At 69.5% G+C, this 24289-nt stretch carries 20 protein-coding genes; 8 read left to right on the top strand and 12 right to left on the bottom strand.

Annotated features, from left to right (window positions below; translation table 11 throughout):
* The first annotated feature begins 76 nt into the window (after positions 1-76).
* Positions 77-523, top strand: coding sequence for a hypothetical protein (locus tag Q0Z83_RS33560; protein ID WP_317787251.1), 447 nt, complete (start codon positions 77-79; stop codon positions 521-523).
* Between the two features lie 22 nt (positions 524-545).
* Here Q0Z83_RS33560 and Q0Z83_RS33565 read toward each other — a convergent pair whose 3' ends face one another.
* The 5 genes from Q0Z83_RS33565 to Q0Z83_RS33585 form a co-directional block, all read right to left on the bottom strand.
* Positions 546-1643 carry an FAD-dependent oxidoreductase gene (locus Q0Z83_RS33565; RefSeq protein WP_378078797.1) on the bottom strand — a complete coding sequence of 366 codons (1098 nt, stop codon included), beginning with the start codon at positions 1641-1643 and terminating at the stop codon, positions 546-548.
* A gap of 59 nt (positions 1644-1702) precedes the next feature.
* Positions 1703-2938, bottom strand: a complete 1236-nt coding sequence (locus Q0Z83_RS33570; protein ID WP_317787252.1) for an endonuclease/exonuclease/phosphatase family protein — start codon at positions 2936-2938, stop codon at positions 1703-1705.
* A gap of 67 nt (positions 2939-3005) precedes the next feature.
* The gene (locus Q0Z83_RS33575; protein ID WP_317797182.1) at positions 3006-3329 is read right to left on the bottom strand and encodes a DoxX family protein; all 324 of its coding nucleotides are present in this window, start codon (positions 3327-3329) and stop codon (positions 3006-3008) included.
* Positions 3330-3360: 31 nt separating this feature from the next.
* A complete protein-coding gene (locus Q0Z83_RS33580) occupies positions 3361-3984 on the bottom strand; it encodes a TetR/AcrR family transcriptional regulator (protein ID WP_317787253.1) in 624 nt (207 codons plus the stop codon).
* Positions 3981-4742 (bottom strand): NYN domain-containing protein, encoded by a 762-nt coding sequence (locus tag Q0Z83_RS33585; RefSeq protein WP_317787254.1) that lies wholly within the window; start codon positions 4740-4742, stop codon positions 3981-3983. Before Q0Z83_RS33585 ends, Q0Z83_RS33580 begins: the two co-directional genes overlap by 4 nt.
* Before the next feature lie 138 nt (positions 4743-4880).
* Between Q0Z83_RS33585 and Q0Z83_RS33590 the strand changes: the two genes are divergently transcribed.
* The 3 genes from Q0Z83_RS33590 to Q0Z83_RS33600 all read left to right on the top strand — a co-directional run bounded on the left by Q0Z83_RS33590 (position 4881) and on the right by Q0Z83_RS33600 (position 13799).
* Positions 4881-5546 carry a hypothetical protein gene (locus tag Q0Z83_RS33590; RefSeq protein WP_317787255.1) on the top strand — a complete coding sequence of 222 codons (666 nt, stop codon included), beginning with the start codon at positions 4881-4883 and terminating at the stop codon, positions 5544-5546.
* A 228-nt stretch (positions 5547-5774) separates the two neighbouring features.
* Positions 5775-10577 (top strand): family 43 glycosylhydrolase, encoded by a 4803-nt coding sequence (locus Q0Z83_RS33595; RefSeq protein WP_317787256.1) that lies wholly within the window; start codon positions 5775-5777, stop codon positions 10575-10577.
* Between the two features lie 144 nt (positions 10578-10721).
* Positions 10722-13799, top strand: a complete 3078-nt coding sequence (locus Q0Z83_RS33600; protein WP_317787257.1) for an RICIN domain-containing protein — start codon at positions 10722-10724, stop codon at positions 13797-13799.
* Between the two features lie 43 nt (positions 13800-13842).
* Here the strand turns inward: Q0Z83_RS33600 and Q0Z83_RS33605 are convergent, their stop codons facing one another.
* Genes Q0Z83_RS33605 through Q0Z83_RS33615 form a run of 3 tightly spaced genes read right to left on the bottom strand, consistent with a single transcriptional unit; the run spans position 13843 to position 16097 of the window.
* A complete protein-coding gene (locus Q0Z83_RS33605; RefSeq protein WP_317787258.1) occupies positions 13843-14199 on the bottom strand; it encodes a VOC family protein in 357 nt (118 codons plus the stop codon).
* Positions 14200-14254: 55 nt separating this feature from the next.
* Entirely contained in the window at positions 14255-15031 is a 777-nt protein-coding gene (locus Q0Z83_RS33610) for a CPBP family intramembrane glutamic endopeptidase (protein ID WP_317787259.1), read from the bottom strand.
* 22 nt (positions 15032-15053) lie between these two features.
* Complete coding sequence (locus tag Q0Z83_RS33615) at positions 15054-16097, bottom strand: lysylphosphatidylglycerol synthase transmembrane domain-containing protein (protein WP_317787260.1); 1044 nt, start codon at positions 16095-16097, stop codon at positions 15054-15056.
* 277 nt (positions 16098-16374) lie between these two features.
* Between Q0Z83_RS33615 and Q0Z83_RS33620 the strand changes: the two genes are divergently transcribed.
* On the top strand, positions 16375-18009 hold the full coding sequence (locus Q0Z83_RS33620) for a M28 family metallopeptidase (RefSeq protein ID WP_317787261.1): 1635 nt from the start codon (positions 16375-16377) through the stop codon (positions 18007-18009).
* Between the two features lie 48 nt (positions 18010-18057).
* Here the strand turns inward: Q0Z83_RS33620 and Q0Z83_RS33625 are convergent, their stop codons facing one another.
* The gene (locus tag Q0Z83_RS33625) at positions 18058-18762 is read right to left on the bottom strand and encodes a DivIVA domain-containing protein (protein ID WP_317787262.1); all 705 of its coding nucleotides are present in this window, start codon (positions 18760-18762) and stop codon (positions 18058-18060) included.
* 227 nt (positions 18763-18989) lie between these two features.
* Between Q0Z83_RS33625 and Q0Z83_RS33630 the strand changes: the two genes are divergently transcribed.
* Complete coding sequence (locus Q0Z83_RS33630; protein WP_317787263.1) at positions 18990-19259, top strand: hypothetical protein; 270 nt, start codon at positions 18990-18992, stop codon at positions 19257-19259.
* Positions 19260-19262: 3 nt separating this feature from the next.
* Here Q0Z83_RS33630 and Q0Z83_RS33635 read toward each other — a convergent pair whose 3' ends face one another.
* Genes Q0Z83_RS33635 through Q0Z83_RS33645 form a run of 3 tightly spaced genes read right to left on the bottom strand, consistent with a single transcriptional unit; the run spans position 19263 to position 22219 of the window.
* Positions 19263-19610, bottom strand: a complete 348-nt coding sequence (locus Q0Z83_RS33635; RefSeq protein ID WP_317787264.1) for a hypothetical protein — start codon at positions 19608-19610, stop codon at positions 19263-19265.
* Between the two features lie 22 nt (positions 19611-19632).
* A complete protein-coding gene (locus Q0Z83_RS33640; protein WP_317787265.1) occupies positions 19633-20784 on the bottom strand; it encodes an MFS transporter in 1152 nt (383 codons plus the stop codon).
* A 34-nt stretch (positions 20785-20818) separates the two neighbouring features.
* Entirely contained in the window at positions 20819-22219 is a 1401-nt protein-coding gene (locus Q0Z83_RS33645; protein ID WP_317787266.1) for an APC family permease, read from the bottom strand.
* 164 nt (positions 22220-22383) lie between these two features.
* Between Q0Z83_RS33645 and Q0Z83_RS33650 the strand changes: the two genes are divergently transcribed.
* Complete coding sequence (locus Q0Z83_RS33650; protein ID WP_317787267.1) at positions 22384-23718, top strand: glutamine synthetase family protein; 1335 nt, start codon at positions 22384-22386, stop codon at positions 23716-23718.
* 17 nt (positions 23719-23735) lie between these two features.
* Complete coding sequence (locus Q0Z83_RS33655) at positions 23736-24254, top strand: MarR family winged helix-turn-helix transcriptional regulator (RefSeq protein WP_317787268.1); 519 nt, start codon at positions 23736-23738, stop codon at positions 24252-24254.
* Positions 24255-24289 lie beyond the last annotated feature (35 nt).

The following is a 24289-nucleotide window of genomic DNA, read 5'->3' on the forward strand; positions in this document are numbered from 1 at the left end:
CGGCCGCCGACGCGATGCGGATGGGAGCGCTCCAAGTTACCCTTGCGGCGGGACGCTGACCGAAGGACGGACACCCATGCTGATGGCCCTGCTGCTCGATGCCGCCAACATCATCGGCGGCCTGCTGCTCGCCATTCCCCTGCTCGGCCGCTTTCCGGTGATCGCCCGGCTGACCGCCCGGATCGCCCCGTGGCGCTGGCTGGTCGGCATCGTCGCGCTGGTGGCCGGTGGCTACTTCCTGATCGTCCACCTGATCTCCGGCCCGCACCTGTTCCACTTCGAGGTCGTCGGCATCGCGGTCGGCGTCATCCTCGCCTGGGAGCGTCTCACCGGCCGCCGCCCGCTCGTCCCGGTCCCGGCCGCCACCGCCTCCGGAGCCGCCTCCGCCGGTGCCGGGTCCCCCGAGCCGGCGGCCGCCCCCGCTCCGAGCCCCGCCGAACTCGCCGGCCCCGCCCTGCTGGTGGCCGTCTTCGGCATCATCGCGATCGTCGTCGGCCTCCAGGGCCTCTTCACCCCGAACTGACAGCGCCACCGGCCGTACCCGATCAGGGTGTGGGAAAAGGGTGACGCAACGGGTTGTAGGTGTCGCGGTAGGAGCGCGGGCCGATCAGCGGCAGCAGCGCGTGGCGTAGCCACGCGGGGAGGGCCGCGGCGCGGGAGAAGCGGTCGGTGGCGGCCTGGACGTGGGCGACGCGGTCGCGGCGGAGGCGTTCATAGCAGGCTCCGGCATCATCCCAGTCGGTGGTGGCGAGGAGATCGGCCAGGACCAGGCCGTCCTCCACGGCGAGGGCGGCGCCCTGCGCCCAGACCGGGGCGGTGGCGTGTGCGGCGTCGCCGACGAGGACGCAGCGTCCGGCGGACCAGCACCTCGTACGAACCTCCTCGACAGGTGAGTGGTAGAGGTCGGTCATGCCGTCGAGAACGCGCCGGACAGGTGCCGGATAGTCCCGAAAGGACGTCCGTAACCAATCGGGGTCGGCGCTGACCGGTCCACCGCCGGTCGCCGAGGCGTACCCGTAGACCTGCTGATCGTCGACCGGGATCAGCAGGAACGCGCCACCCGGCCCGGTCCACAGCGTCCAGCAGTCGACACCCGGGTTCGGCGCCATGAAACGCCAGCTGGCGGGACTGAGGAGAGCTTCTCGGGTGGCGCCGGCCCCGATCGCGGTGGCGCGGACCACCGAGCGCACCCCGTCCGCCCCGACGACGAACCCGAACCGTTGCCCGGTGTCGTCGCCGAACTCGACATCCGCACCACCGGCGATCGGCTGCACTCTGGTGACCGGAAGCGATCGTCGGATTGTGGCGTCCAGGCCGTCCGTCAGCAGGGCCAGCAGATCGGCCCGGCGCACACACCGGGGCCGAGCCTCCGGGCCCCAGAAGGCGTCCTCGTCGACCTGGAAGAGGAGCCGGTCGCGGCTGGAACGGTATTCGCGACGCCCGGTCGGACGGCCGATCTTGTGGAGGCCGTCGGTGAGGCCGAGCACCGCGAACGCGGCGACCGCGTTGCCCGGCAGGTTGATCCCGAGGCCGCCGCCGTCACCGTCGCCACGTTCGGCGACGGTGACCGGTACGTCCCGGCGGCGCAGCGCCCGCGCCGTGGCGAGGCCCGCGATGCCACCACCCACCACAAGTACGTCCATGACGATCCAGGTTCCCCTCAATCGACCGTCATGAGAACGTACTGGCGAGAATTGGACAGTCAGCAGCGAATCTTCAGATCCACCCAGACCAGACGGTGATCGGATGTCGGGTAGCCGCCGACCGCCGACCAGGCCGGGCTGTATACCCCACTGAGCCGGGACAGCGGGTCGGCCTGGACGGGCCAGAACACGCCGGCGTCGCGGACCTGAAGGCCGACACGCGGCAGTACGTAGTCGGCACGCAGGTTACCGGGGGCGGTGTCGGCGAAGTCGGCGGTGTCGTACGCCGGGTTCCCGGTGTGGGTGAGGTTGGCGCCGCCCTGAAGGGTCGTCGCCTCCGGGCCGCCGGCGCTGTCCGGGGTGACCCGGGTGCTCATCAGCGGATGGCCCAGGAGCTGCTCGACGGCGCCGCCGGTGGAGTCGCCGTCGTTCGGGTCGGCGTTCTGGTCACCGGCGATCACGAACTGCTCGCCGGTCCGGAGGCCACCTCGCCGCCCCCGGTCGTCGTAGATGTACCGGGAGGACCCACCGGGCGTCACATAGTCGGCCCAGAACCGGATCTCGTCGTGGTTGCGACGGCCGTTGCGGTCCTCGGCGCCGTCGAACGTGGGCGGCGTCGGATGCGAGGTCAGGAAGTGCACGGTCTCGCGTCCGATCCTGATCGGCACGTCCCAGTGGCTCTTCGAGGACAGGCGGAGCACGGCCTGTTCCTCCGGCGAGTAGAAGTCGGCCGGGATCAGATTGCCCGGCATGTCCTTCCACTTGAACAGCTGGAAGGTACGGATCGCCTGGTAGTCGATCGGATATTTGGAGTAGACGACCATGCCGTACTGGCCGGGGAAGATGCCGTACCCGTACGAGTCGTCGCCGTAGGAGCCGTCGCCGGGCGTGGTGTCGATGACGCCGTTGTTGTTGAGGTCGAAGCCGGAGGAGATGCCGGTGTTGGACGGGGCGACGTAGCGGTACCGGTACTTCTGGGCGGGCGCGCCGTTCTGCCCGACGGCGAGGAAGTTGTCGGCGAAGAGCCGGGCCGCCTCCGGGTCGTAGTCGAACTCGTTGATCAGCACCACGTCGGGCGCGGCCCGCTGGATGACCTCGGCTACGTTGCGGGCCTGCCGACGGTAGACGTCGTCGACGCTCGGGTCGGCCAGGTGCTCGCGGAGCAGACCCTCGGACGCCCGGTTCAGCGACAGGTTGTATGTCGCGAAACGCACCCCCGACGAGCCGGCCAGCGCCGGGGTCGGAACGGTGATCAGCGCGGCCCCGAGGAGCGCGGCGTAGAGAAGACGCTTCATTTCTAAGGTGAGTACCGGCCGTCCACGCCGGACGCAATGGCGTTCACCGAGCCGCCATCGGGAATTCTCACCACACCATGGTTCCGGCGGTGAGGACGGCGACGACGAGCGGCACCGCGACCCGCAGCGCACCGTCCTGGCACAGCAGCCGGAGCCCGGCGACGAGCACCATCAGGACGACCAGACCGACCGCCGCCGCGATGCCGAGCGCCGGCACCACGAGACCGGCGGCCACCCCGGCGCTGCCGAGGATCATCAGCCCGGAGACCTTGCGGTATTCGGACAGGGAGACCCCGAAGTGGTACGCCGCGGCGCGCTGATCCTCCGGGGCGGCGGTGAGGCGGGCGATGCCCTGGACGCCGAAGAAGATGATGACGATGCCGGCCAGCATGGTGTTCACCCCACGAGGCTAATTTTCATGCTCACTCGTGTGCAACATCCTGTGACATGGCTCGCCGGATCGCCTCCTCGGCGGCGGCTCCCGGCAACCCGGCCGCGATCAGGACCGCTGTCGCCGCCCGGGTGCCGTCGTCGGACCACAACTCGTCGTTCGCCGCCTGCATCATGGCCAGGGTCATCGCCTGCAGTGCGGCACTCAGCACCGGCAGCGGCAGATGGGTGGCGAACCGGCCGGTGTCCCGCGCCCGCTCCAGCAACGCGAAACTCTGCGCCGCGATCGGATGCAGCAACTCCCGCAGCCCGGCCATCCCGAGATTGCTCTCGGCCAGCGAGATGAGCAGGCGATACTGTTCGCCCGCGGTCCACAGGGTGAGGGCGAAATCGGCCAGGGCGACTTCCGGATCAAGACCCGATCGGTCGGTACGCCCCAGCGCCTCCAGCAGGTCGGCCGAGCACTTGTCGGCCAGCCCGGCCAGCAGTTCGTCCCGGTTCGGGAAGTGGGCGTAGACCGTCCGCCGGACCACCCCGGCCGCCTGCGCCAGGTCGTCCATGCTCGCCGCCGGCTGCCGGGCCAGCAGGGAGCGCGCCGCCCGCAGGATCCGGTCCCGGTTCTCCTCGGCGTCCCGCCGTCGGCCCCGCGTGGTCACTCGGCCGCCTTCTTCCCCGACCGGCGCTTGTCGCGGATCCAGATGATCGCCGGCTTGCCGTCGCCCGAGTCGCGCCGGTCGATCTCGAACAGGCCGATCGCGGTGACCAGGCCGCCCAACTTCGGATAGCCGTAGCTGCGCGGGTCGAAGTCGGAACGCTGCTTGGTGATGATGTGCCCGACCGCGGCCAGCGGCGCCCAGCCGTCGTCACCGGAGGCGGCCTCGACCGCGGAGCGGATCAGGTTCATCAGGCTGGTGTCGCCGCGGAGCTGGGCCGACGCCGACACCGGGCTCGGCGCCGGGGCGGGCACGTCCTCCGGTTCGGAGAGGTTCTCGGTGTAGATGAACTTGTCGCAGGCGGCCACGAACGGTTTCGGGGTCTTGCGTTCCCCGAAGCCGTACACGGTCAGGCCGGACTCGCGGATCCGCGACGCCAGCCGGGTGAAGTCACTGTCGCTGGAGACTATGCAGAACCCGTCGAACCGGCCGGTGTACAGCAGGTCCATCGCGTCGATGATCATCGCAGCGTCGGTGGCGTTCTTGCCCGTCGTGTACGAGAACTGCTGGATCGGCTGGATCGACTGGGCCAGCAACTGGTCCTTCCAGCCGCGCAGACTCGTGCCGGTCCAGTCACCGTAGGCCCGTTTGACGTGCGCCGTCCCGTATTTCGCCACCTCGGCGAGCAGCCCGTCGACGATCGACGCCTGCGCGTTGTCCGCGTCGATCAGAACCGCAAGCTTCGCCGAGTTGTCATTCACCGCCACAACCGTCGAGGATAAGGCCGGTCCGGCCGGCCCACTCGACGACTCCTCCGCCCACCGCGCGGCAGTGCCGGGCCCACCGCCGAGACATAGATGAAACTCGAATGCGGACGCTTCGGGCGGTACCGTAGGGAAATGGCGTCGTGGACGAGCCGGAGCCTGCGTGCCCTGCTGAATGAGGCGGGGCCGGACGGTCGGGCCGAGGCGCTCACCGAGCTGAAGATCGCGATAGCCGGCCGCGAGGCCGACCTCCCGGCGACGCTCACCCCACTGGACGCCGAGATCGCTCGCATCGCCGCCCTGCTGCTCGACGATCTCACCGAACTGCACCTGCTCCAGCTACGGTCCGTGGACCGTCCCGACGCGACACGACTGGCCACCACCGGGGCCGGCCGCGAACTGCGGGCCACCCAGCTGCACCACGCGGCACGGATGCGTCTGCGGGCCGTCGGAGTGCTCTGCGCCGAGCCCCCGGACGCGCCCGAACCCACCCACGTCCGCTACCTGACCACCGCCACCGGAATGCTGGCGTTCGGCGACTACTACGAGCTGATGGCACTGATCGTGACGTTCCCGTTCGACGGCCCCGACGACCCGAGGGCACAACGGGGCGCCCGCGACATGGCGATGGCGAGCCAGGCCACGTCCGCCACGCGAATGCTGTTCGAAGAGGTCCTGACCGCCCCGGCCCTGGACGTGGCCTACCAGTCGATGTGGGTCCGCATGATGGCCGACGCCCGGGAGCAGGAGCTCCTCCCCGCGATCAGACAGTGGCGCCAATGGTCCGGCCTCCCCACTTGACGCCCCACCGATCGTCTGGCAGGTGGGACACATTGGAGAAACAAAGGGCGTGACAAGTTCTTGACGCCGAGGCTGTGAGCGCTAACACTCTGGCAACACCCCCGTTACGCGCGCGCTGGTCTCGGCTGGTGTGCGCGGTCGTCCTCGGCTGGGAGAAACATGCTGATGAGCAGGCGCTCCGGGCGCCGCAGAGCTTTTGTGTTAACGCCCCTCACCGCATTGGCCGTTGTGGCCGGTTTCCTTACTGTTCCGTCGCCCGCGAAAGCCGCCGACGGGCTGGTCCTCTGGTACAAACTGGACGAAGCCTCCGGATCGGTGGCTGTCGACTCGTCCGGAAACGGTCGGGACGGTGCCGTCGTCGGCACCCCGGCCTGGGAGCAGGGGCAGGGTCTGGGGCTGAACGGCTCCGACACGTACCTCAAAGCCCCTAATGATCTTCTGAAGTCGCTCGACTCGGTGAGTGTGTCGTTCGACGTGAAGATCGACGCGACGCAGAGCACCCCGTACTTCCTCTACGGGTTCGGCAACACCGACACGTCGACCGGCTACGGCAACGGTTACCTGTTCGCGACGGGTAACGGCTACCGGAACGCGATCTCCCTGAGCAACTGGACGGGCGAGCAGAACACCCGCCCGGCCGACGGCCACAACCTGGCCCGCGGCACATGGAAGACGGTCACGTACACGCAGACCGGCACGACCGGAACCCTCTACGAGGACGGCGTCGCGGTGGCCGTGAACACCGCGGTCAGCGTCCTGCCGAGCGCGATCGGCGGCGGCACGACGACGGCGAACTACTTCGGCAAGTCGAACTACACCGGCGACCGGCTGCTGAAGGGCCGGATGCGCGACGTCCGCGTCTACGACCGGGCACTGAACGCGGGCGAGGTGGAGACTCTGGCCGCGAGCGCGAACGCCGAGGCGGTCACGGCCGACGTCGCGGCTCTCGACCTGGGCGACACGAGCGGCCTGATCGCTGATCTGAATCTGCCGGCGACCGCCCCGTACGGCTCGAAGGTCACCTGGACCTCCAGCGACCGTGACGTGATCAGCGACGCCGGGAAGATCGTGCGCCCGCCGGCCGGTGAGCCGGACGCGCACGCCACGCTGACGGCCACGCTGAGCCGGGGCGACCGGACCGGAACCAAGACCTTCGAGGTGACGGTCAAGGCCGCGTTCGACGACGCGGCCAATGCGGAGGCCGCGGTCAAGGCTTTGACGATCCACAACCTCGACGATGTACGGGGCAACCTGTCCCTGCCCACGTCGGCGAGTTGGACGTCGAGTGACCCGGCGACGATCGCAACGGACGGCGTGGTGCACCGCCCCGCCACCGGCGAGGCATCAAAAACGGTCACGCTGACGGCGACCGTCACCGTCGGAACCGCCACGGCGACCCGCGAGTTCACCGCGAAGGTCCCGCCGCTGCCGGCGAAGGAGGCGTTCGAGGGCTACCTGTTCAGCTACTTCACCGGTGAGGGCTACTCGAACGGCGAGCAGGTCTACAACGCGCTGAGCAACGGCAACAACCCGCTGAGCTGGCGCGAGATCAACAATGGCAACCCGGTGCTGACGTCCACACTGGGCACCCAGGGCCTGCGGGACCCGTTCATCATCCGCTCGCCGGAGGGTGACAAGTTCTACCAGATCGCCACCGACCTGAAGATCTACGGCAACGGCGACTGGGACGCCTCGCAGCGCACCGGCAGTAAGTCGATCATGGTCTGGGAGTCCACCGACCTGGTCAACTGGACCGACCAGCGCCTGGTCAAGGTCTCCCCGGACACCGCCGGCAACACCTGGGCCCCGGAGGCGTTCTACTCGACGGAACTGGGCGCCTACGTGGTGTTCTGGGCGTCGAAGCTGTACGCCGAGAACGACCCGAACCACACCGGCAGCACCTACAACAAGATGATGTACGCGACCACCCGGGACTTCCGCACGTTCAGTGAGCCGAAGGTGTGGAAGGACCCCGGCTACTCGGTGATCGACTCGACGGTGATCGAGCACAACGGTGTCTATCACCGGATCACCAAGGACGAGCGGAACAACTCGTCGAACTCGCCGTGCAGCAAGTTCCTGATCCAGGAGAAGTCCACCGACCTGCTGAGCACGAACTGGGACTTCCAGGCCGAGTGCATCGGTTCGGGCGCGCTGAGCCAGGGTGAGGGCCCGCTGGTGTTCAAGTCGAACACCGAGGACAAGTGGTACCTGTTCATCGACGAGTACGGCGGCCGCGGTTACGTCCCGTTCTCGACGACCGACCTGAACTCGGGGGTGTGGACGCCGGAACCGACGTATACGATGCCGTCGCGTCCGCGCCACGGCACCATCCTGCCGGTCACCAAGACCGAGTACGACCGGATCTCGGCGAAGTACGAGGAACCGCCGACCCCGTCGATCGGCCTGCGGCTGCGCTACCAGTTCGACGAGACCAGCGGCACCGTCGTCCGGGACACCTCCGGCAACGACTTCAACGGCACGTACGTACGCACCCCGGCGTGGGGCACCGGTGTCCAGGACGGCTCGTTCAAGATGTCCGGCGGCACGAACTCGCCGTACGTCACGATCCCGAACGGCGTGCTCAAGGGCGCGAGCGCCGTGACGGTGTCGATCTGGGCCAAGTGGACCGCCTCCACCACGATCAACCAGTGGATCTACGCGCTCGGCCCGGACAGCAACAAGTACCTGTTCACCGGGCCGCGCAACGGCAGCAACGTGCTCTTCTCGGCGATCACCACCGGGTCCTGGCAGGCCGAGAAGCAGATGTCGCACAGTGCCGCGCTGCCCGGCGGCAGCTGGCAGCACCTCGCGGTCACCATCGACGGGTCGAACGCGGCGATGTACCTGAACGGCACGAAGGTCGCGGCCGCCACCGGGGTCACGGTCAAGCCGTCCGACCTGTACGACGCGTCGAAGAACTACAGCGGTTACGTCGGGCGTTCGCTCTACTCGGCCGACCCGTACTACGCCGGTGAGGTCGACGACTTCCGGATCTACGACGTCGCACTGTCGGCCTCGGAGATCCTGGAGCTGGCCGGCCGTACCACCAGCATCGGCGGGGTCACGCTGCCGGAGCTGAAGGCCGACGCGCTCATCGACGACCCGGCCGGCACGGTGAAGCTGCCGGTCAAGCCGGGCACCGACGTCACGCGGCTGGCTCCGTCCTTCACCCTCGCCAAGGGCAGCAGCATCGACCCGGCGACGCCGCAGGACTTCACGAAGCCGGTGACCTACACGGTGACCGCCGCCGACGGAACCAAACGGACGTGGGTGGTGAGCGCCCTGGTCATGAAGTCGCCGATCCTGCCGGGGCTGAACGCGGACCCGAACATCTCGGTCTTCGGCGACACGTTCTGGATCCACGCCACCACCGACGGGTTCGCCGGCTGGTCCGGCACTCAGTTCCACGCCTGGTCCTCGAAGAACCTGGTCGACTGGACCGACCACGGCGTGATCCTGGACCTCGGGCCGGACGTGAGCTGGGCCGACAACAGCGCGTGGGCGCCGACGATCGCCTCTCGTGGCGGCAAGTACTACTTCTACTTCTCCGGCGGTCTGGCCACCGGCAACACGGCCAAGCACCTGGGTGTGGCGGTGGCCGACTCCCCGGCCGGCCCGTTCGTCGACGCGCTCGGCAAGCCGCTGGTCGCGGGCGGCACCTACCCGGGCCAGATGATCGACCCGGCGGTGTTCACCGACGACGACGGGAAGTCGTACCTGTACTGGGGTAACGGCAACTCGTACCAGGTGCCGTTGAACGACGACATGGTCTCGTTCGACCCCGCGCTGGTGAAGACGTACAAGCCCACGAACTACAACGAGGGCAGCTTCGTCATCAAGCGCAACGGCGTCTACTACTTCATGTGGTCGGAGAACGACACCCGCAGCGCCGACTACCGGGTGGCGTACGCGACCGGTTCGTCACCGCTCGGGCCGTGGAGTGACCGGGTCGGCGTGATCCTGTCGAAGGACTCGTCGCTGGGCATCCTCGGCACCGGTCACCACTCGGTGGTCCGGGTTCCGGGTTCCGACGACTGGTACACCGCCTATCACCGGTTCGCGATCCCCGGCGGGGACGGCACACACCGGGAGACCACGATCGACCGGCTCGAGTTCGCGGCGGACGGGGCGATCAAGCCGGTCGTGCCGACGCTGGAGAGCATCGCTCCGGTGACGGTGGCCGGGGCCGGACCGGACACCGGCGGACCCGAGGGCAGCGCGATCGCCCTGGCCGGCACGGTCTCCAACAGCGCCAACCGGCCGACGTGGACGGTGAACTCGACCGCCTGCGCCATCGCCGACCCGCATGCCGCGGCGACCACGCTGACCTGCACCGACAACGGTTCCTACACGGTCACGCTGACCGCCGGGAGCAGCCGCGACTCGGCGACGATCACGGTGGTCAACGCGGCTCCGACGGTCACCGTTCCGGCCGGTCGCCCGGCGCCCGACGCGCCGGTCGCGATCAGGACCGAGATCGTTCGGAAGGTTCCGGTCCGCGACCCCGGCGCCGACACCCTCAGTTGTACGGCCACCTGGGGCGACGGTTCGACGTCGGCCGGGTCGGTGACCGCGGGCGTCTGCACGGTCCGGCACCAGTACACGACCGCCGGGCTGTACCGGCCGTCGGTGACGGTCAGCGACGACGACGGGGCGACGGCGAGTGGTGTCCTGCCGTTCGTGGCCGTCTACCAGCCGAAGGCCGGTCAGGTGGCGGGCAGCGGCTGGAGCGGGACGACCGACTTCGCGTTCGTGGCCCGGTCCGGCAAGGCCACCGGGAAGGCGTGGATCAGCACGCCGAAGGGTGTCCTCGAGTCGGCGAACCTGACTCCGGCGCTGGTCTGCGGGCCGACCGGCCTGCTTCTGGGCAGCGGTACGTGGAACGGCGCGGCCGGATACAGCGTGCTGATCACCGCCGTGGACGGGCGGAAGGACCGGATCTACATCAGGGTCTGGCAGACCCGTACCGGAAAGGTCGTCCATGAGGTGAGCGACGCGAACCTGGACGGCGGCGGCATCGTCTCCTGACGCGGTGGGAGCGGGTCGGGGATCCCCGGCCCGCTCCCCGTTGACATCCATATCACCAAATGTTTACGTAACCATCCCACCCGGCCGGTCCTCGGAGCCGTCTGAAGACAGCTCCCGGGCCGGCCGACCAACCGAGGGACTGCGATGAAGATTCGAGCGCTCCTCACGGCCACGGCGCTGGCCGTCTCGACCCTGGCCGGGGCACCACCCGCGGCCGCCGCGGCCGCTCCGGCCGCGGCCACCACGATCACCATCGACCCGAGCTACCACGGGCCGGAGTGGGAGGGCTGGGGCACCAGCCTCGCCTGGTTCGCCGACGTGACCGGCGGCTACCCCGACGAGATCCGCAACAGGCTCGCCGACATGCTCTTCGGGGCGAACGGGTTGAACCTGAACATCGCCCGCTACAACATCGGCGGCGGCAACGCGCCGACGGTCGCGCCCTACCTGCGGCCCGGCGGCGCCGTGCCGGGCTGGTGGAAGGCGCCGGCCACCTACACGCCGGCCGACAAGGACTGGTGGGATCCGGACAATCCCGAGCACTGGAACTGGCAGGCCGACGCCAACCAGCGCTGGTGGGTCGACAAGGTCAAGAGCCGGGTCGACCACTGGGAGACGTTCAGCAACTCGCCACCCTGGTTCCAGACCGTCAGCGGGTACGTCAGCGGCGGCTTCGACCCGAACACCGACCAGATCCGGCCCGAGACACTCGACGACTTCGCGACCTACCTCACCCGGGTCACCGAGTTCCTGGAGAAGACACACAAGATCACGGTCGACACCATCGAGCCGCTCAACGAGCCGAACACGAACTACTGGCGTACCACCCTGGGTCCGAACGGCCAGCCCACCGGAGGCCGCCAGGAGGGTGCCCACGCCGGACCGGCCTCGCAGGCCGCGGTGATCGAGGCGCTGAACCGCGTCGCGCCGGACCGCGCCATCGCGGCGCCGGACGAGACCAACCCGGGGACCCTGGTCACCGACTGGTACGGCCTCACCCCGGCCGCCCAGGCCGCGGTCGACCGGATCAACGTGCACACCTACGGCACCGGGCGCCGGACCAGCGTGCGCGACATCGCCAAGGCCGAGCAGAAGCCGCTGTGGATGAGCGAGGTCGAGGGCAGCTGGGGCAAGGACTTCACCAGCATGGACTCCGGCCTCGGCATGGCCCAGCGGATCATCGACGACCTGCGTGAGCTGGAGCCGTCGGCCTGGGTGCTGTGGCAGCCGGTCGAGGACGCCAAGAACATGATCGCCGAGGGCAACCTCCAGTGGGGCGCCATCCACATCCCGTTCGACTGCACGACGACGGACACCCTGGCCACGTGCCCGATCCAGACGAACACCAAGTTCGACACGATCCGGAACTTCACCCACTACATCCGCCCCGGCGACCACCTGGTGAAGGTCGACGGAACCCGGAGCGTCGCGGCGCTCTCGGCGAACGACGACCTGACCGTCGTGCACGCCAACCCGGCCGCGACGGCCGAGAACGTCACCATCGACCTGTCGAGGTTCCACGTCGGCAAGCGCGCCACGATCACCCCCGTCGTCACCAGCGCGAGCGGCAAGCTGATCAAGGGCACCGCGGTACGGGTCACCGACAAGCAGGCCACCCTCACCGTTCCCGCCCAGTCCGTGACGACCTTCCTGGTCAGCTCGCTCACCGACCCGGGCACGTCGCACCTGCGGGAGGGTCGCACCTACCGATTCGAAGGGGTGCCCAGCCGGCGCTCGCTGACCCCGTCCGGCACCGGCCTGGTGATCCGCGACAACAGCACGACGGCCACCGACCAGCTGTGGACCGTACGGGCCGAGGACGACCACGAGCACTACCAGCTGATCAACGCGGGCACCGGGCAGCGACTGGCGGTCCGGGACGGAAACGCGGTCGTCGAGGCCGCCGCACCGGACGACGACGATGCCGCGCGCTGGCTGTTCTCCACCACCGGGGACGGTTCCTACACGCTGATCAACGTGGGGGCCCGGCGGCTGCTCGACGTGAACGGGGAGTCGACGACGAACGGCTCGCGGGTCGGGATCTACCTGCCCACCTCCGGGGCGAACCAGCGGTGGACGCTCAAGGACGAGACGGTCGGGGACCTCGAGATCGCGCTCGCGCACACCGTGCCCGGACAGGCCCCCGCGCTCCCGGCGACGGTGACGGCGATCCTCCCCAGCGGTGAGCACCGCGCCCTGCCGGTCACCTGGACGCTGCCCGACGCGTCGGAGTGGCGTGAACCGGGCACCGTCTTCGTCCGGGGCACCGCGACCGACGCGCTCGGCCAGGCCGTCGACGCGACCGCCAAGGTGGCCGTGGACGTGTGGACGTGGACCGGACCGGCACGGGCCAAGACCTACGTCGGTGGCATTCCGGAGATGCCCACCACGGTGACCGCCTACGGCCGGAACGGCAGCCTGGCCACCCTGCCCGTCACCTGGGGCTCCGGCGACTACAGCAAGCTCGGCGTGGTGACGGTGACCGGCACCGCCACGGTGGTTCCCGGCCAGACGCTGCCGGCGACCGCCCGGGTGCAGGTCACCACACCGTCCGAGGGCCTGCTCAGCGGGGTCACGGTGGGCGCCTCCTTCACCGAGCCCGGCTACTCGACGGTCGGCCTCACCAACGGCAACCTCACCGACAAGGCCTGGTCGAACTGGAAGGGGTCGGGCCGCAACCCGGTCGAGACCCTGACCGCGACCCTGCCGGCCGGCGGATCGGCGGGCCGGGCGGTGCTGCACTTCTACCCGGACAACTCGTCGGGTGGTGGCATCGCCGCCACCGTCCAGGCCGGCACCCCGGTCGCCGGCGGTGGCTGCGAGGTCGTCGGGTCGCCGATCAAGGTCACCTCGCCCGTCGTGGACATCCCGCTCACCCCCGGCACCACCGGCGCGTTCTGCCTGCGTCTCACCCCGACCCCGGACGGCTACCTGACCGTTTCCGAGCTTCAGGTGTACGCCAAGGCGCCCGGCGTCGGCAGCGATGCGTCGGCCTCGTCGATCCTGGTCGACGACGTGCCGATCAAGGACTTCGACCCGGCCGTCACCACCTGGCGGGTGCCGGCGGGCGAACCGAAGCGGGCCCTGGTGACCGTGGAGACCACCGACCCGTACGCCACCGCGACGGTCACCGGCTCGGGCACCACCCGCACCGTCGTCACCACCAGTGAGGACGGGACCGTCACCGCCACCTACCGGATCACCCTCGTCCACAAGCGCTGAGGCGGTACGCGGGCGCCGGTCCTCGAGCCGGCGCCCGCATCCGTCAGTTCAGGCAGAGGCAGAACGGGTGCCCGGCCGGGTCGAGGAAGACCCGGAACGTGGTGCCGGGCTGGTGGGCGTGCTTGGTGGCGCCGAGCGCGACCACCGCGGCCTCGGCCGTGTCGAGGTCGTCGACGACCACGTCGAGGTGGAACTGCTGCGGCACCTCCTGCCCCGGCCAGACCGGCGGACGGTAGTTCTCGACCTGCTGGAACGAGATGCACTGCCCGTAGTCGGCTTTGAGGTCGACCCAGTCCTCGGAGGCCTCCGCCTTCCAATCGAGCATCTCGCCGTAGAACTTGGCGAGCGCGGCCGGGTCCGGGCAGTCGATGACGATGGTGGGGAAACGTGCGATAGCCATACCGGCGATGCTAGAAACCATTCCGGACGTTCCGGTTCCGCTTTCCCGATCGATTTCAGTCCGGCGCGGCGGCCCGCAGGCGCAGCGGCGCCTCCACCACCGGGGTCTCCACCACCGGCGTCTCCGCCACCGGGGCCTGCACCACCGGCGCGTCCACCACCGTCGGTCGTGGCTTGATCAGCAGGAACACGACGGCGTCCCAGAGCGTGTGCACGAGCATCGGCAGCACCAGGCTCATCGAACTCACGTAGATCATCGTGAACAGCAGCCCGAGCACCCCGATGGTGATTAGGGCACGCCGGCCCTGGTAGGCGTGCCCCGCCACGAACAGCACCCATGCGACGACCGCCGCGACCCACAGCGGCAGCCCGAGCAGCTCGGTGCCCACCGCCGGCAGCAGCCCGCGATACAGGAACTCCTCCCCGATCCCGAACGCGACCGCCGTCCCACCGGCCAGCCATCGCTCCCGACCGGTGCGGGGCAGCAGCGCCGTGACCGACGGTGACAGCGGACCCTTCCGTGACCGCAGGTAGACGACCAGCAGGAGCACCAGGAAGTACCCGGTGTAGAGGTAGTCCTGCCAGTTCCCCTCGGGCGCCCGCCACCCGACGTCGCCGAACGTCAGATCGGGATGGATCGCCACGGCGAGCAGCCCGTTCACGACCAGCCCGATCATGGTGAGGATGCTGTTGCGGAAGAACCTCGCCCGGTCCCGGGCCACCGCCGCGAGCAGCTGCGGCCCCCTGATCACGCCCAGCACGGTGCTCACCAGGAGAAACCCGAAGACCACCGCGATGAGCAGGGAACCGATGATCCCGTCGATGTCCGCCATGACGAACCATGATGATCGACGATCAGCCGGAACTCCAGACCGGAGTCCGCAGCCGGAGCCATCCCAGCAGGCCGAGCGGCAGCATCATCCAGAACGAGGCGAGCCGATAGAGCAGCACCACCGCCGCCCCGGTCGCCTCGGGCATCCCGGCCGCCATCAGACCGGCCAGCATGCTCGCCTCGATCAGCCCGACCCCACCGGGCGTGATCGGCACCTGCCGGACCACCTGAACAGCCAGATAGATCAACGCGAGCCGCCCCCACCCGAGCTCGCCACCGCAGGCCACCGCCGCCGCGGCCAGGCATGACATGTCGAGGGACCAGTTCACCAGGGCCGCCCGCAGGGCGCCGAGCCAGCTACGTCGCGGCAGGTCACGCAGCCCCCGCAGGGCCGCCCCGAGGGCCGGCCGACGACGAGCGATCCGCCGGGCACCGCGAGCGATCCGGTCCCGCTGACCACTCCAGATCAACCCCAGCAGGGGTACGGCCAGAGCGCCCCCACCGACCACCAGCCCGATCATCGAAGGATCGGCCACCAGCCAGCCCGCACCGTAGAGCAGCCCGAGCGCCGCCGCCGACAGGATCCCGGAGACGGCCGTGACGATCGCCGCGACGGTGCCACTGGCCCCGTGCCGCTGGTAGATCCGGAACGCGAACGCCGCCGACACCGCCGACCCGGCCGGAACCGCCATGCTGATCGCCGACCGGCTGAGTGTCAGGGCCACCGCCCGCCCAGGCGGCAGGTCCACTCCGAGTCCGGCGAGAAGCCGCCGCTGCTGAGCCGCGAACGCCATCTGGGACGCCAGCGCCGCTCCGGCCGCCGCCACGGTCCACCAGGGATCGGCCGCGAGCAGGATCCGCCCGACGTCGGCGACATCCGGGATCCGCCCGCGCAGAGCGACCACGGCGACCACCCCGACCAGCAGAATCAGCCCCACCCGCAGCCACCGCCGGCCGATCGGCGATAGCCCGCGGGCGGCACTCTCCACGATCGACGTCACGCCATCAGCCTGCTCGCCGACCGCCGCCCCGTCGTCCTCCCAGCGCGGGCCACCGGCATACCGCATTCGCGGTACTTCTCAGCCGCCCCTCAGCTCCCCACCGCCCGCCGCGACCGGACACCGGGTCGCCCAGAGCTCCATGCGGACGGTAATGACCTGTTTGTCATGATTAACCGAGAACCCGATACACCTCCCGTAATCAGTGACGGCGGCCGAAACCCACGACAGGCAGTCCCGGTCCGCCGCATATCACGCAGGACGGGCCGATTTCAGCCGGTGGCCATCGACACCCGCCTTCTCTTACGGTGATGCGAGCTCCGAAATGGACAGGAGAAACCCGTAGATGAGTCACGACGACGTGGCGCCGACCCGGCGCCGTTCGGTCCGTGTCCTGAGTGCGGCGGCGATCGCCACCGTACTGACCGTCGCCCCGGCCACCGCCGCATCGGCAGGCGGTCACGGCCATGGGCACGGCGGACACGACCCGTGCGCCAAGCAGGTCAACGACACCTATGCAGAAGTTCTGAAGTGCGTGACGGTGGACGGCGTGCTGAAGCACCTCAAGGCATTCCAGAAGATCGCCGACCGCAGCACCGACCCGGTCTACCCGGACAGTCGGGCGGCCGGCACGAAGGGCTACGCGGACAGCGTCAAGTACGTGTCCGGGCTGCTGCGTAAGGCCGGCTACAAGGTCACGCTGGACCCGTTCGAGTTCCAGTTCGCCTTCCCGGCGGTGCTGGACCAGATCACCCCGACCGCGGCCTCGTACGAGACGGGCGCCTTCACCAACAGCCCGTCCGGTGACGTGACCGGCAAGGTCATCCCGGTCGACGTCAACCTGACCGGTGACCGGGCCAGCAGCAGCGGCTGCGAGGCGACCGACTTCACCGGTCTGGACTTCAGCGGGACCGCCGACATCGCCCTGGTCCAGCGTGGTACCTGCAACTTCGTCGTGAAGGCGCAGCTGGCCGAGGCGGCCGGCGCGGAGGCCGTGGTCCTGTTCAACCAGGGCAACGACCCGACCCGGGAGGGCCTGATCGTCGGCACGCTCGGCGACGACCCGGGTGTCACGGTCCCGGTGGTGGGCGCAAGCTTCGCCGATGGGGCCGCCCTGGCCGCGGCCGGTTCGACGGCGCACGTGCGGGTGCTGCCGACCGAGACCCGGACCGACGTCAACGTGATCGCCGAGCTGCCCGGTAAGAACCGGAACAACGTGGTGATGGCCGGTTCGCACCTGGACAGCGTCACCGCCGGCGCGGGCATCAACGACAACGGTTCCGGTTCGGCCGCCATCCTGGAGACGGCGCTGACCCTGGCCAAGGTCAAGCCGCAGAACACTCTCCGGTTCGCCTGGTGGGGCGCCGAGGAGGAGGGACTGCTGGGCTCGGCGGCGTACGTCGCGGAGCTGTCCCAGGCGGAGAAGGACAAGATCGCCCTCTACCTGAACTACGACATGGTCGGCTCGCCGAACTACATCTTCCAGGTGTACGACGCGGACGAGTCGTCGTTCCCGGCCCCGGTCGTGGTGCCGGCGGGTTCGACCGCGCTCGAGGACCTCTTCGAGTCGTACTACACGTGGAAGAAGCTGCCGTACGACGACGCGGAGTTCTCCGGCCGCAGCGACTACCAGGCGTTCATCGAGGCGGGCATCCCGTCCGGCGGACTGTTCACCGGCGCCGAGGTGGTCAAGACCGAACAGCAGGCCACGATCTGGGGCGGCACGGCGGGTGCGTCGTTCGACCCGAATTACCACGCGGCCGGCGACGACATCACCAACCTGGACCGCAAGGCCCTCGAGGTGAACAGCGACCTGATCGCGTTCGCGCAGCTCACCTACGCCTACTCGACCGAGTCGGTGAACGGTGTGAAGGGTAAGCCGGTCCCCGGCAAGCCGTTCAAGCTGCCGGCCCCGGCCGGACCGCAGGGCACGTTCAACACCGGTGACGGCGGCCACGAGCCGCACCACCCGGAGTCCTGACGTGAACAGGCCCGCCCCGGCGACGGGGCGGGCCTGTTCAGAACAGCGTCAGATGTCGCGGCCACCCGGCTCGGGCGCCGCGGTCAGGTCCATCAGCTGCTGCTGGACGTGGTTGGTCAGCGCCTCCTGGTAGCTGGTGGCGAGCTGGCCGAGCCGCTCGATCTCGTCCAGCGCCGCGGCCCGCTTCTCGACCAGGCTGTCCATCGCCTCGGTGTGGTTGCGCCGGGCGTCCGACTCGATCGTGGCCGCCTTGATCTGGGCCTCGCTGACCAGCTGGTCGGCCTTGCCCTGAGCGCCGGTGATCAGCGTCTCGGACTCACGCTGCGCGTCACGCATGTGCTCGTCGGCGGTCCGCTGAGCCATCATCAGCACCCGCGAGTTGCGGTCGTCGTCGGCGGCGTTGAGCGCCGGCAGCGCCCCCGACGGCGCCTGGCTACGGGCGCGCTGGAGCTGGTCCTGCACGTTGCGGGCGTTCTGCTCGGCCCGGGCCCGGGCCTCCTGCAACCGCTCCAGCTGGGCGGCCAGGTCGGCGAACTCGTTGTTGAGGACCATCGTCGCAGCCGGGTTGCCGCCGCCACCGCCACCACCGCGCTGGAGCTGGTCCTTGAGGGCGCCGTTCTCCTCCAGGAGCCGGGTCAGCTCGGACTCGACCTCGTCGAGGAAGGCGTCGACCTCTTCCTCGTCGTATCCGCGCTTCCCGATCGGCGGCTTCTTGAACGCCACGTTGTGAATGTCTGCTGGAGTGAGCGGCATCGTGCTCCTCGGTTCCCTTGGTTGGGTCGTGCGGCCAGAAATCCTACGCAACGGCCCGGTGCCCCTGCCGTGGGCGTGATCGAGCGGGCCTCCTACCCACAAGAATCCGACCGAGACTACCGGCGCCCGCCGCGCCGCGCACGCCCACGCCGTCCGCATCACACTCATTCGCGGGTTCTTCCGTTCGCCGCACAGGGGGCGAGCAGGCCGCGTAGATTCTGAAGGTCATGAAAGCGAGACGATTCGGCATCGCGCTGCTGCTGGTCACGGCGGTTCTGGGCCCGGTCGCTCCGGCGCCCGCTGTCGCCGCTCCGGCTGACGGCCGCCAGTTCAAGCAGGGCTATCAGGACGGCTTCGACCGGGGCCGGGAGGCCGCCCGGACCGACTGTGCCAAGCCGATCCGGGCCCAGACCTACGAGGCCACCGACTACACCCGCGGTTTCGACCTCGGCTTCGACCGGGGCTTCGAGGCGGGCGCGGAGGAATACTGTCCCTAGCGCTCAGTGCCAGAAGACGGCGACCGCGGCGTTCACCAGGGTCAGCGTGATGATCCCGATGAAGTGGCCCTTGTTGACCTCTTCGCGCTTACGTGGGATGAACACCATGATGAAGATCAGCACGGCGAAGAGCAGCTTCACGCCGAGCTTGACCGGGTTCGGTTCGTCGTCGCCGCCTCCGCGCAGCGGCGCCGACAGGGCGATGCCACTGGCGAGCTGGATGATCGAGCCCCACAGGATGGCCGGGTTGATCCGGAACTTTCCGGACACGAACTGAGTGACGGCGCCGCCGAGCAGCAGGGCGAAACCGACCAGGTGAATGAAGAGAAGAATCAGCCGCAGTGCTTCCACCTGCCGAAGCTTGCCAGGGCGATCACCCGCGGACGACCCCGGGGGTACGCCTGGTGAGCACCGGTTCGGCCAGGAAGAGGGCCAGTGCGGCCAGGGCGAGCACCCCACCGGCCAGGGTGGTGGCCCGTGCGCCCGGCCCGTCGAGGACCGCCGAGCCGAGCAGGGACCCGGCCGCGATGCCGATGTTGAAGGCCACCGAGTTGCCGGCCGAGGCCATGTCGGTGCTGCCGGGCGCCACCTCCAGGACCCGGTTCTGCAGTGCCGGGGTGAGCGCGCCGATCGCGAAGCCGGTGACGGCCAGCAGGAGTACGGTGGCGGGCCGGTCGTAGGCGGTCAGATACATGATGATCAGGGCGCCGGCCAGCAGGGCCACCGACCCGGTCACCGCGCCGCGCTGCCATCTGTCGCCGGCCCAGCCACCGGCCGCGATGCCGCCGAAGTCGGCGATCCCCCGGACGAGTAGCAGCGGTGCCACGGCGGCGGCCGCGAAGCCGGTCACCTGGGTCAGGAACACCTCGGTGTACGTGAACGACGCGTACAGCCCGGCCACGGCGAGCGTGGTGACCGCGACCAGGATCGTGTACCGCCGTCGGTCCGGGTGGGTGCCGGTGGCCGCGTGGGTGGCCGACACCTCGACCGCGGGCATACCGACCACCAGGGCCAGGAACGCGGCGAGAGCCAGTACGGACAGGGCGAGGAAGGCGGCCCGCCAGCCGTACTGCTGACCGATCCAGGTGCCGGCCGGGACGCCCAGCATCGGGCCGAGGGACGCGCCGGCGAAGACCACGGCGCCGGCCCGGCTGCGGACCGTGACGTCGAACATGGCCGCCACCACCGGGCCGACCACCGCCCAGAAGATCGCCTGGGAGAGGGCGGCCAGCAGGCGGGCGCCGAGCAGGACCGGGTAGGACGGCGACAGCGCGGAGCACAGGTTGGCCAACACCAGCACGGCCACCAGCACGATCATCAGGCGGCGCCGGGGCACGTTCCGGGTGGCGAAGGTGAGAGGGATGGTCACCACGGCCACCAGTACGGCGTACCCGGTGATCAAAAGACCGATCGCCTCGGGTGGGACGCCGAGGTCTCCCGAGACGAGGGTCAGGATGCCGATAGGCATCGTCTCCGTGGCGACGTAGCAGAACGCCGCGGCGGCCAGCGCCAGAAGGTTGCCCACCGGCCCACCGTATCGATGGACCGGTGGGATCTCGTCAGTCGACCACGTGCGGGTTGATCACCCGGCGGCGGGCGATCGCGACCGCGAAGCCGGCCAGCGCGACCGCCGGTACGGTGCCGATCAGCCAGGCCGCGGTGGCCGTGGTGCCGCCGATCAGGGTGGTGAAGTTGGCGATGATCACCCAGACGGCCAGGGCGATGCCGATCGCGCCGAGCAGCGGCGCGATCAGGGTGGTGAGGACCGGGCTGCCGGGCGCCTCGCGGCGGAAGAAGACGATCACCGAGACGCTGGTGAGGAAGTAGTTGACCATCATGGCGACCACCGCCACACCGCTGAACCAGGAGAAGAGGGTCAGCACCGGGTCCTGCCCCAGGAGCGCGAACGGCAGCACGAGCAGCAGCACGCAGGCGGTCTGGATGGCACCGGCCAGGCCCGGCGCGTGCCGCCGGTTGAGGCGGCCGACCGAGTGGTGCAGCACCCGGTCGCGGCTGAGCGAGTAGAGGTAGCGGGTGATCGAGTTGTGGAAGGCCAGAATGCCGGCGAAGAGTGAGGTGGCGAGCAGGATCTCCAGGACCTTGCCGGTCCAGTCGCCGAGCTGGCCGCCCACCGCGGCGAAGACGAAACCGGCGCCGTCCCCGGCGTCCAGGGCCGCGCCGGCCGCTCCGACCACGTTCTGCGGGCCGTAGTAGGCGACGAGCATCCAGGTCACGAACGCGAAGAAGCCGGACACGATGACGACGGCCAGGTAGGTGGCACGGGGGACGGTCTTCTGCGGGTCGCGGGCCTCCTCGCCGTAGATGGCGGTGGACTCGAACCCGAACATCGAGGCGATGGCGAACATCAGGGCCACGCCCGGCGCCCCGGACAGGGCGGTGTCCAGGGAGAACACCTCACCGGCGGTGAGGTTGTCCGCGGTGAAGAGGGTGACCAGGGCGAACGCGCCGAGCAGGCTGAACTCGGCGGCGACCAGGACGGCCAGGACGCGGGCGCCGATGTCGATACCGAGGGCGCCGAGGGCCTGCACGATCGCCATGGTGAGCAGCGTCCAGACCCACCACGGGCCGAACCCGAAGAGGCCCGCGACGATCACGCCGTACAGGCCGTACATGGCCGCCTGGATCACGTTATATGCGAATAAAGCGACTGCCGCTGACGTGATTCCGGTGGCCTGCCCCAGGCCGCGGCCGATGTAGGCGTAGAAGGCCCCGGCGTGCACCACATGCCGGCCCATGGCCACGAACCCGATGGAGAACAGCAGGATGATCAGGCCTGCCGCGAGGTAGGCCATCGGCAGCCCGGCGCCGTTGCCGAGCACGATGGCGAGCGGGGCGGCGCCGGCGATGCCGGTCAGCGGGGCCTGCGCGGAGAAGACGAAGAAGAGGATGCCCACCACGCCCAGCGCGTTGGGTTTCAGTCGATCGGTCGAGACGCTCATTCGGGCTCCAGGTCGTTCGGCTACGAACGTTTGGGTCCGAAGAGTGCGCTGCCGCACTCGCCCATGTCAACGGTTTGCCGAATTCTCGCGGTTGTTACCGGCGACCCTTGTGTACGGGACCTTCGACTCCTATCGTACGGGTCCAAACGACCCTGGGAGGCGCCGTGTTCCTCGACCCCGCTCGCCTGGCCGAGACGGCCGAACAGCTCACCGCGCGCGGCATCGACGTACTCCGGGTGGGCTACGCCGACCTGACCGGCGCCGAACGCGGCCGCGACCTGCTCGTCACCCACCTTCCCCGGGCCGCGGCCGGCGGGGTCGCGTTCTGCAAGTCGGTCTTCGCGACCAGCCCGATGGGCGACGTCATCCCGATCGACGGCGGCATCGGTGACGGCCTGCCCGACGTGATCGCCGTCCCCGACCTGGCCACCCTGCACGACGTGCCGTGGGAGGAGGGTGTCGCGCACGTGATCGCCGACATCCACGACGCCGACGGCGGTCTCTGCGAGACCAGCCCGCGCAACGTGCTGAAACGGGTGGTCGACGCGTTCCACACGCTCGGCCTCGACCCGGTCGTCGGCCCCGAGTTGGAGTTCTACGTCCTGGAGAAGGACGGGTCGGGCGGCTGGCGGCGGTACGGCGAGGCCACCGGCAACGTCTACGTCACCGGGCGCAAGGGCGACCCGCAGAACATCCTGATCCGCAAGCTGCGGCAGCTCGACGGGTACGGGCTCGACGTGGTGGCGGCCAACCACGAGTTCTCCAGCGGCCAGTTCGAGATCAACCTCTGGCATTCGGCGGCGCTCGACGCGGCCGACCGGGCGTTCCGGTTCAAGACCGCGGTCAAGGAGCTCTCCCGGATGGAGGACCGGCTCGCCACGTTCATGGCCAAGCCGTTCAACGACGAGGGCGGGTCGGGTTTCCACCTGCACTTCTCGGCACTGGATCAGTCGGGCGGGAACGCCTTCTCCGGTGACGACGGCCTGTCCAAGCTCGCCGAGTCGGCCATCGCCGGGATCATCGCGCACGCGCCCGCTCTCGCCGCACTGAACAACCCGACGGTCAACTCGTACAAGCGGTTCGGGCCGGACACGCTCGCGCCCTGGCTGATCGACTGGGGGCTGGACAACCGCAGCGCCATGATCCGGATCCCACCCGAGCGCGGTGGCGCGACCCGCCTCGAACTCCGCCTGGGCGACGCGACCGCGAACCCGTACCTCGCCATCGCCGGCATGCTCGCCGCGGCGCTGCTCGGCATCCGCGACGCCCTCGCTCCACCGCCCCCGCTCGCCGGTTACGGATACGACCGGTCCAAGGCCGAACTCCTGCCGCAGCACCTCGGGACGGCCCTCGACGCGCTGGCGGCGGACACCGAGTTCGGCGCGCTGCTCGGTCCCCAATTCGTCAAGACCTTCCTCGACTACAAGCGCAACGAGCTGGAAAGGTTCCATCGGCACGTCACCGACTGGGAGTTCCGCGAATACTCGTACCACCTCTGACCCGTACGATCGCCCACATGACGGACCAGTACTCGCTCGTGGCGACCGAGCGGGCCGCGCGCGCCCACATGGAGCAGCTCGACCCGGCCCTCGACTTCGAGTCGGCGCAGGCCGTCGCCAGCATCTACCGGGCCGCGAACGCCGTCCGGGCGCACGTCACCAACGAGGTCCTGCGCCCGGTCGACCTCAGCTGGACGGGTTTCGTGGTGCTCTGGGTCGTCTGGATCTGGGACGGCCTGGAGACCCGGCACGCCGCCGAGGCCGCCGCCATCTCCAAGGGCACGCTCACCGGCGTCGTCAAGACCCTGGAGAGTCGCGGTCTACTCACCAAGCAGCAGCGCCAGGACGATCGGCGACTCGTCGACCTGCGCCTCACCCCGGCCGGCATCGACCTGATGAAAGAGCTCTTCCCACGATTCAACGCGATCGAATCGCGCGTGGTCAGCGGCCTGTCCGAGCGCCGGAAAAAGGACCTCACGGCGTCCCTGCGCACCATCGTCACCGATATCGAAGACCTGAAAGATAAACAACCTTAATTGTACGAGCTACTCCCGCACTCACCTACCACGCG

Source organism: Actinoplanes sichuanensis (assembly GCF_033097365.1).
Lineage (GTDB): Bacteria > Actinomycetota > Actinomycetes > Mycobacteriales > Micromonosporaceae > Actinoplanes > Actinoplanes sichuanensis.

What these genes read in the sequence shown, in the direction of transcription:
- Q0Z83_RS33625 (WP_317787262.1), bottom strand. Translation starts at nt 18,762, where the DNA reads ATGCCGCTCACTCCAGCAGACATTCACAACGTGGCGTTCAAGAAGCCG.
- Q0Z83_RS33620 (WP_317787261.1), top strand. Translation starts at nt 16,375, where the DNA reads ATGAGTCACGACGACGTGGCGCCGACCCGGCGCCGTTCGGTCCGTGTC.
- Q0Z83_RS33570 (WP_317787252.1), bottom strand. Translation starts at nt 2,938, where the DNA reads ATGAAGCGTCTTCTCTACGCCGCGCTCCTCGGGGCCGCGCTGATCACC.
- Q0Z83_RS33560 (WP_317787251.1), top strand. Translation starts at nt 77, where the DNA reads ATGCTGATGGCCCTGCTGCTCGATGCCGCCAACATCATCGGCGGCCTG.
- Q0Z83_RS33590 (WP_317787255.1), top strand. Translation starts at nt 4,881, where the DNA reads ATGGCGTCGTGGACGAGCCGGAGCCTGCGTGCCCTGCTGAATGAGGCG.
- Q0Z83_RS33575 (WP_317797182.1), bottom strand. Translation starts at nt 3,329, where the DNA reads ATGCTGGCCGGCATCGTCATCATCTTCTTCGGCGTCCAGGGCATCGCC.
- Q0Z83_RS33615 (WP_317787260.1), bottom strand. Translation starts at nt 16,097, where the DNA reads ATGCGGTATGCCGGTGGCCCGCGCTGGGAGGACGACGGGGCGGCGGTC.
- Q0Z83_RS33565 (WP_378078797.1), bottom strand. Translation starts at nt 1,643, where the DNA reads ATGGACGTACTTGTGGTGGGTGGTGGCATCGCGGGCCTCGCCACGGCG.
- Q0Z83_RS33600 (WP_317787257.1), top strand. Translation starts at nt 10,722, where the DNA reads ATGAAGATTCGAGCGCTCCTCACGGCCACGGCGCTGGCCGTCTCGACC.
- Q0Z83_RS33645 (WP_317787266.1), bottom strand. Translation starts at nt 22,219, where the DNA reads ATGAGCGTCTCGACCGATCGACTGAAACCCAACGCGCTGGGCGTGGTG.
- Q0Z83_RS33610 (WP_317787259.1), bottom strand. Translation starts at nt 15,031, where the DNA reads ATGGCGGACATCGACGGGATCATCGGTTCCCTGCTCATCGCGGTGGTC.
- Q0Z83_RS33655 (WP_317787268.1), top strand. Translation starts at nt 23,736, where the DNA reads ATGACGGACCAGTACTCGCTCGTGGCGACCGAGCGGGCCGCGCGCGCC.
- Q0Z83_RS33630 (WP_317787263.1), top strand. Translation starts at nt 18,990, where the DNA reads ATGAAAGCGAGACGATTCGGCATCGCGCTGCTGCTGGTCACGGCGGTT.
- Q0Z83_RS33605 (WP_317787258.1), bottom strand. Translation starts at nt 14,199, where the DNA reads ATGGCTATCGCACGTTTCCCCACCATCGTCATCGACTGCCCGGACCCG.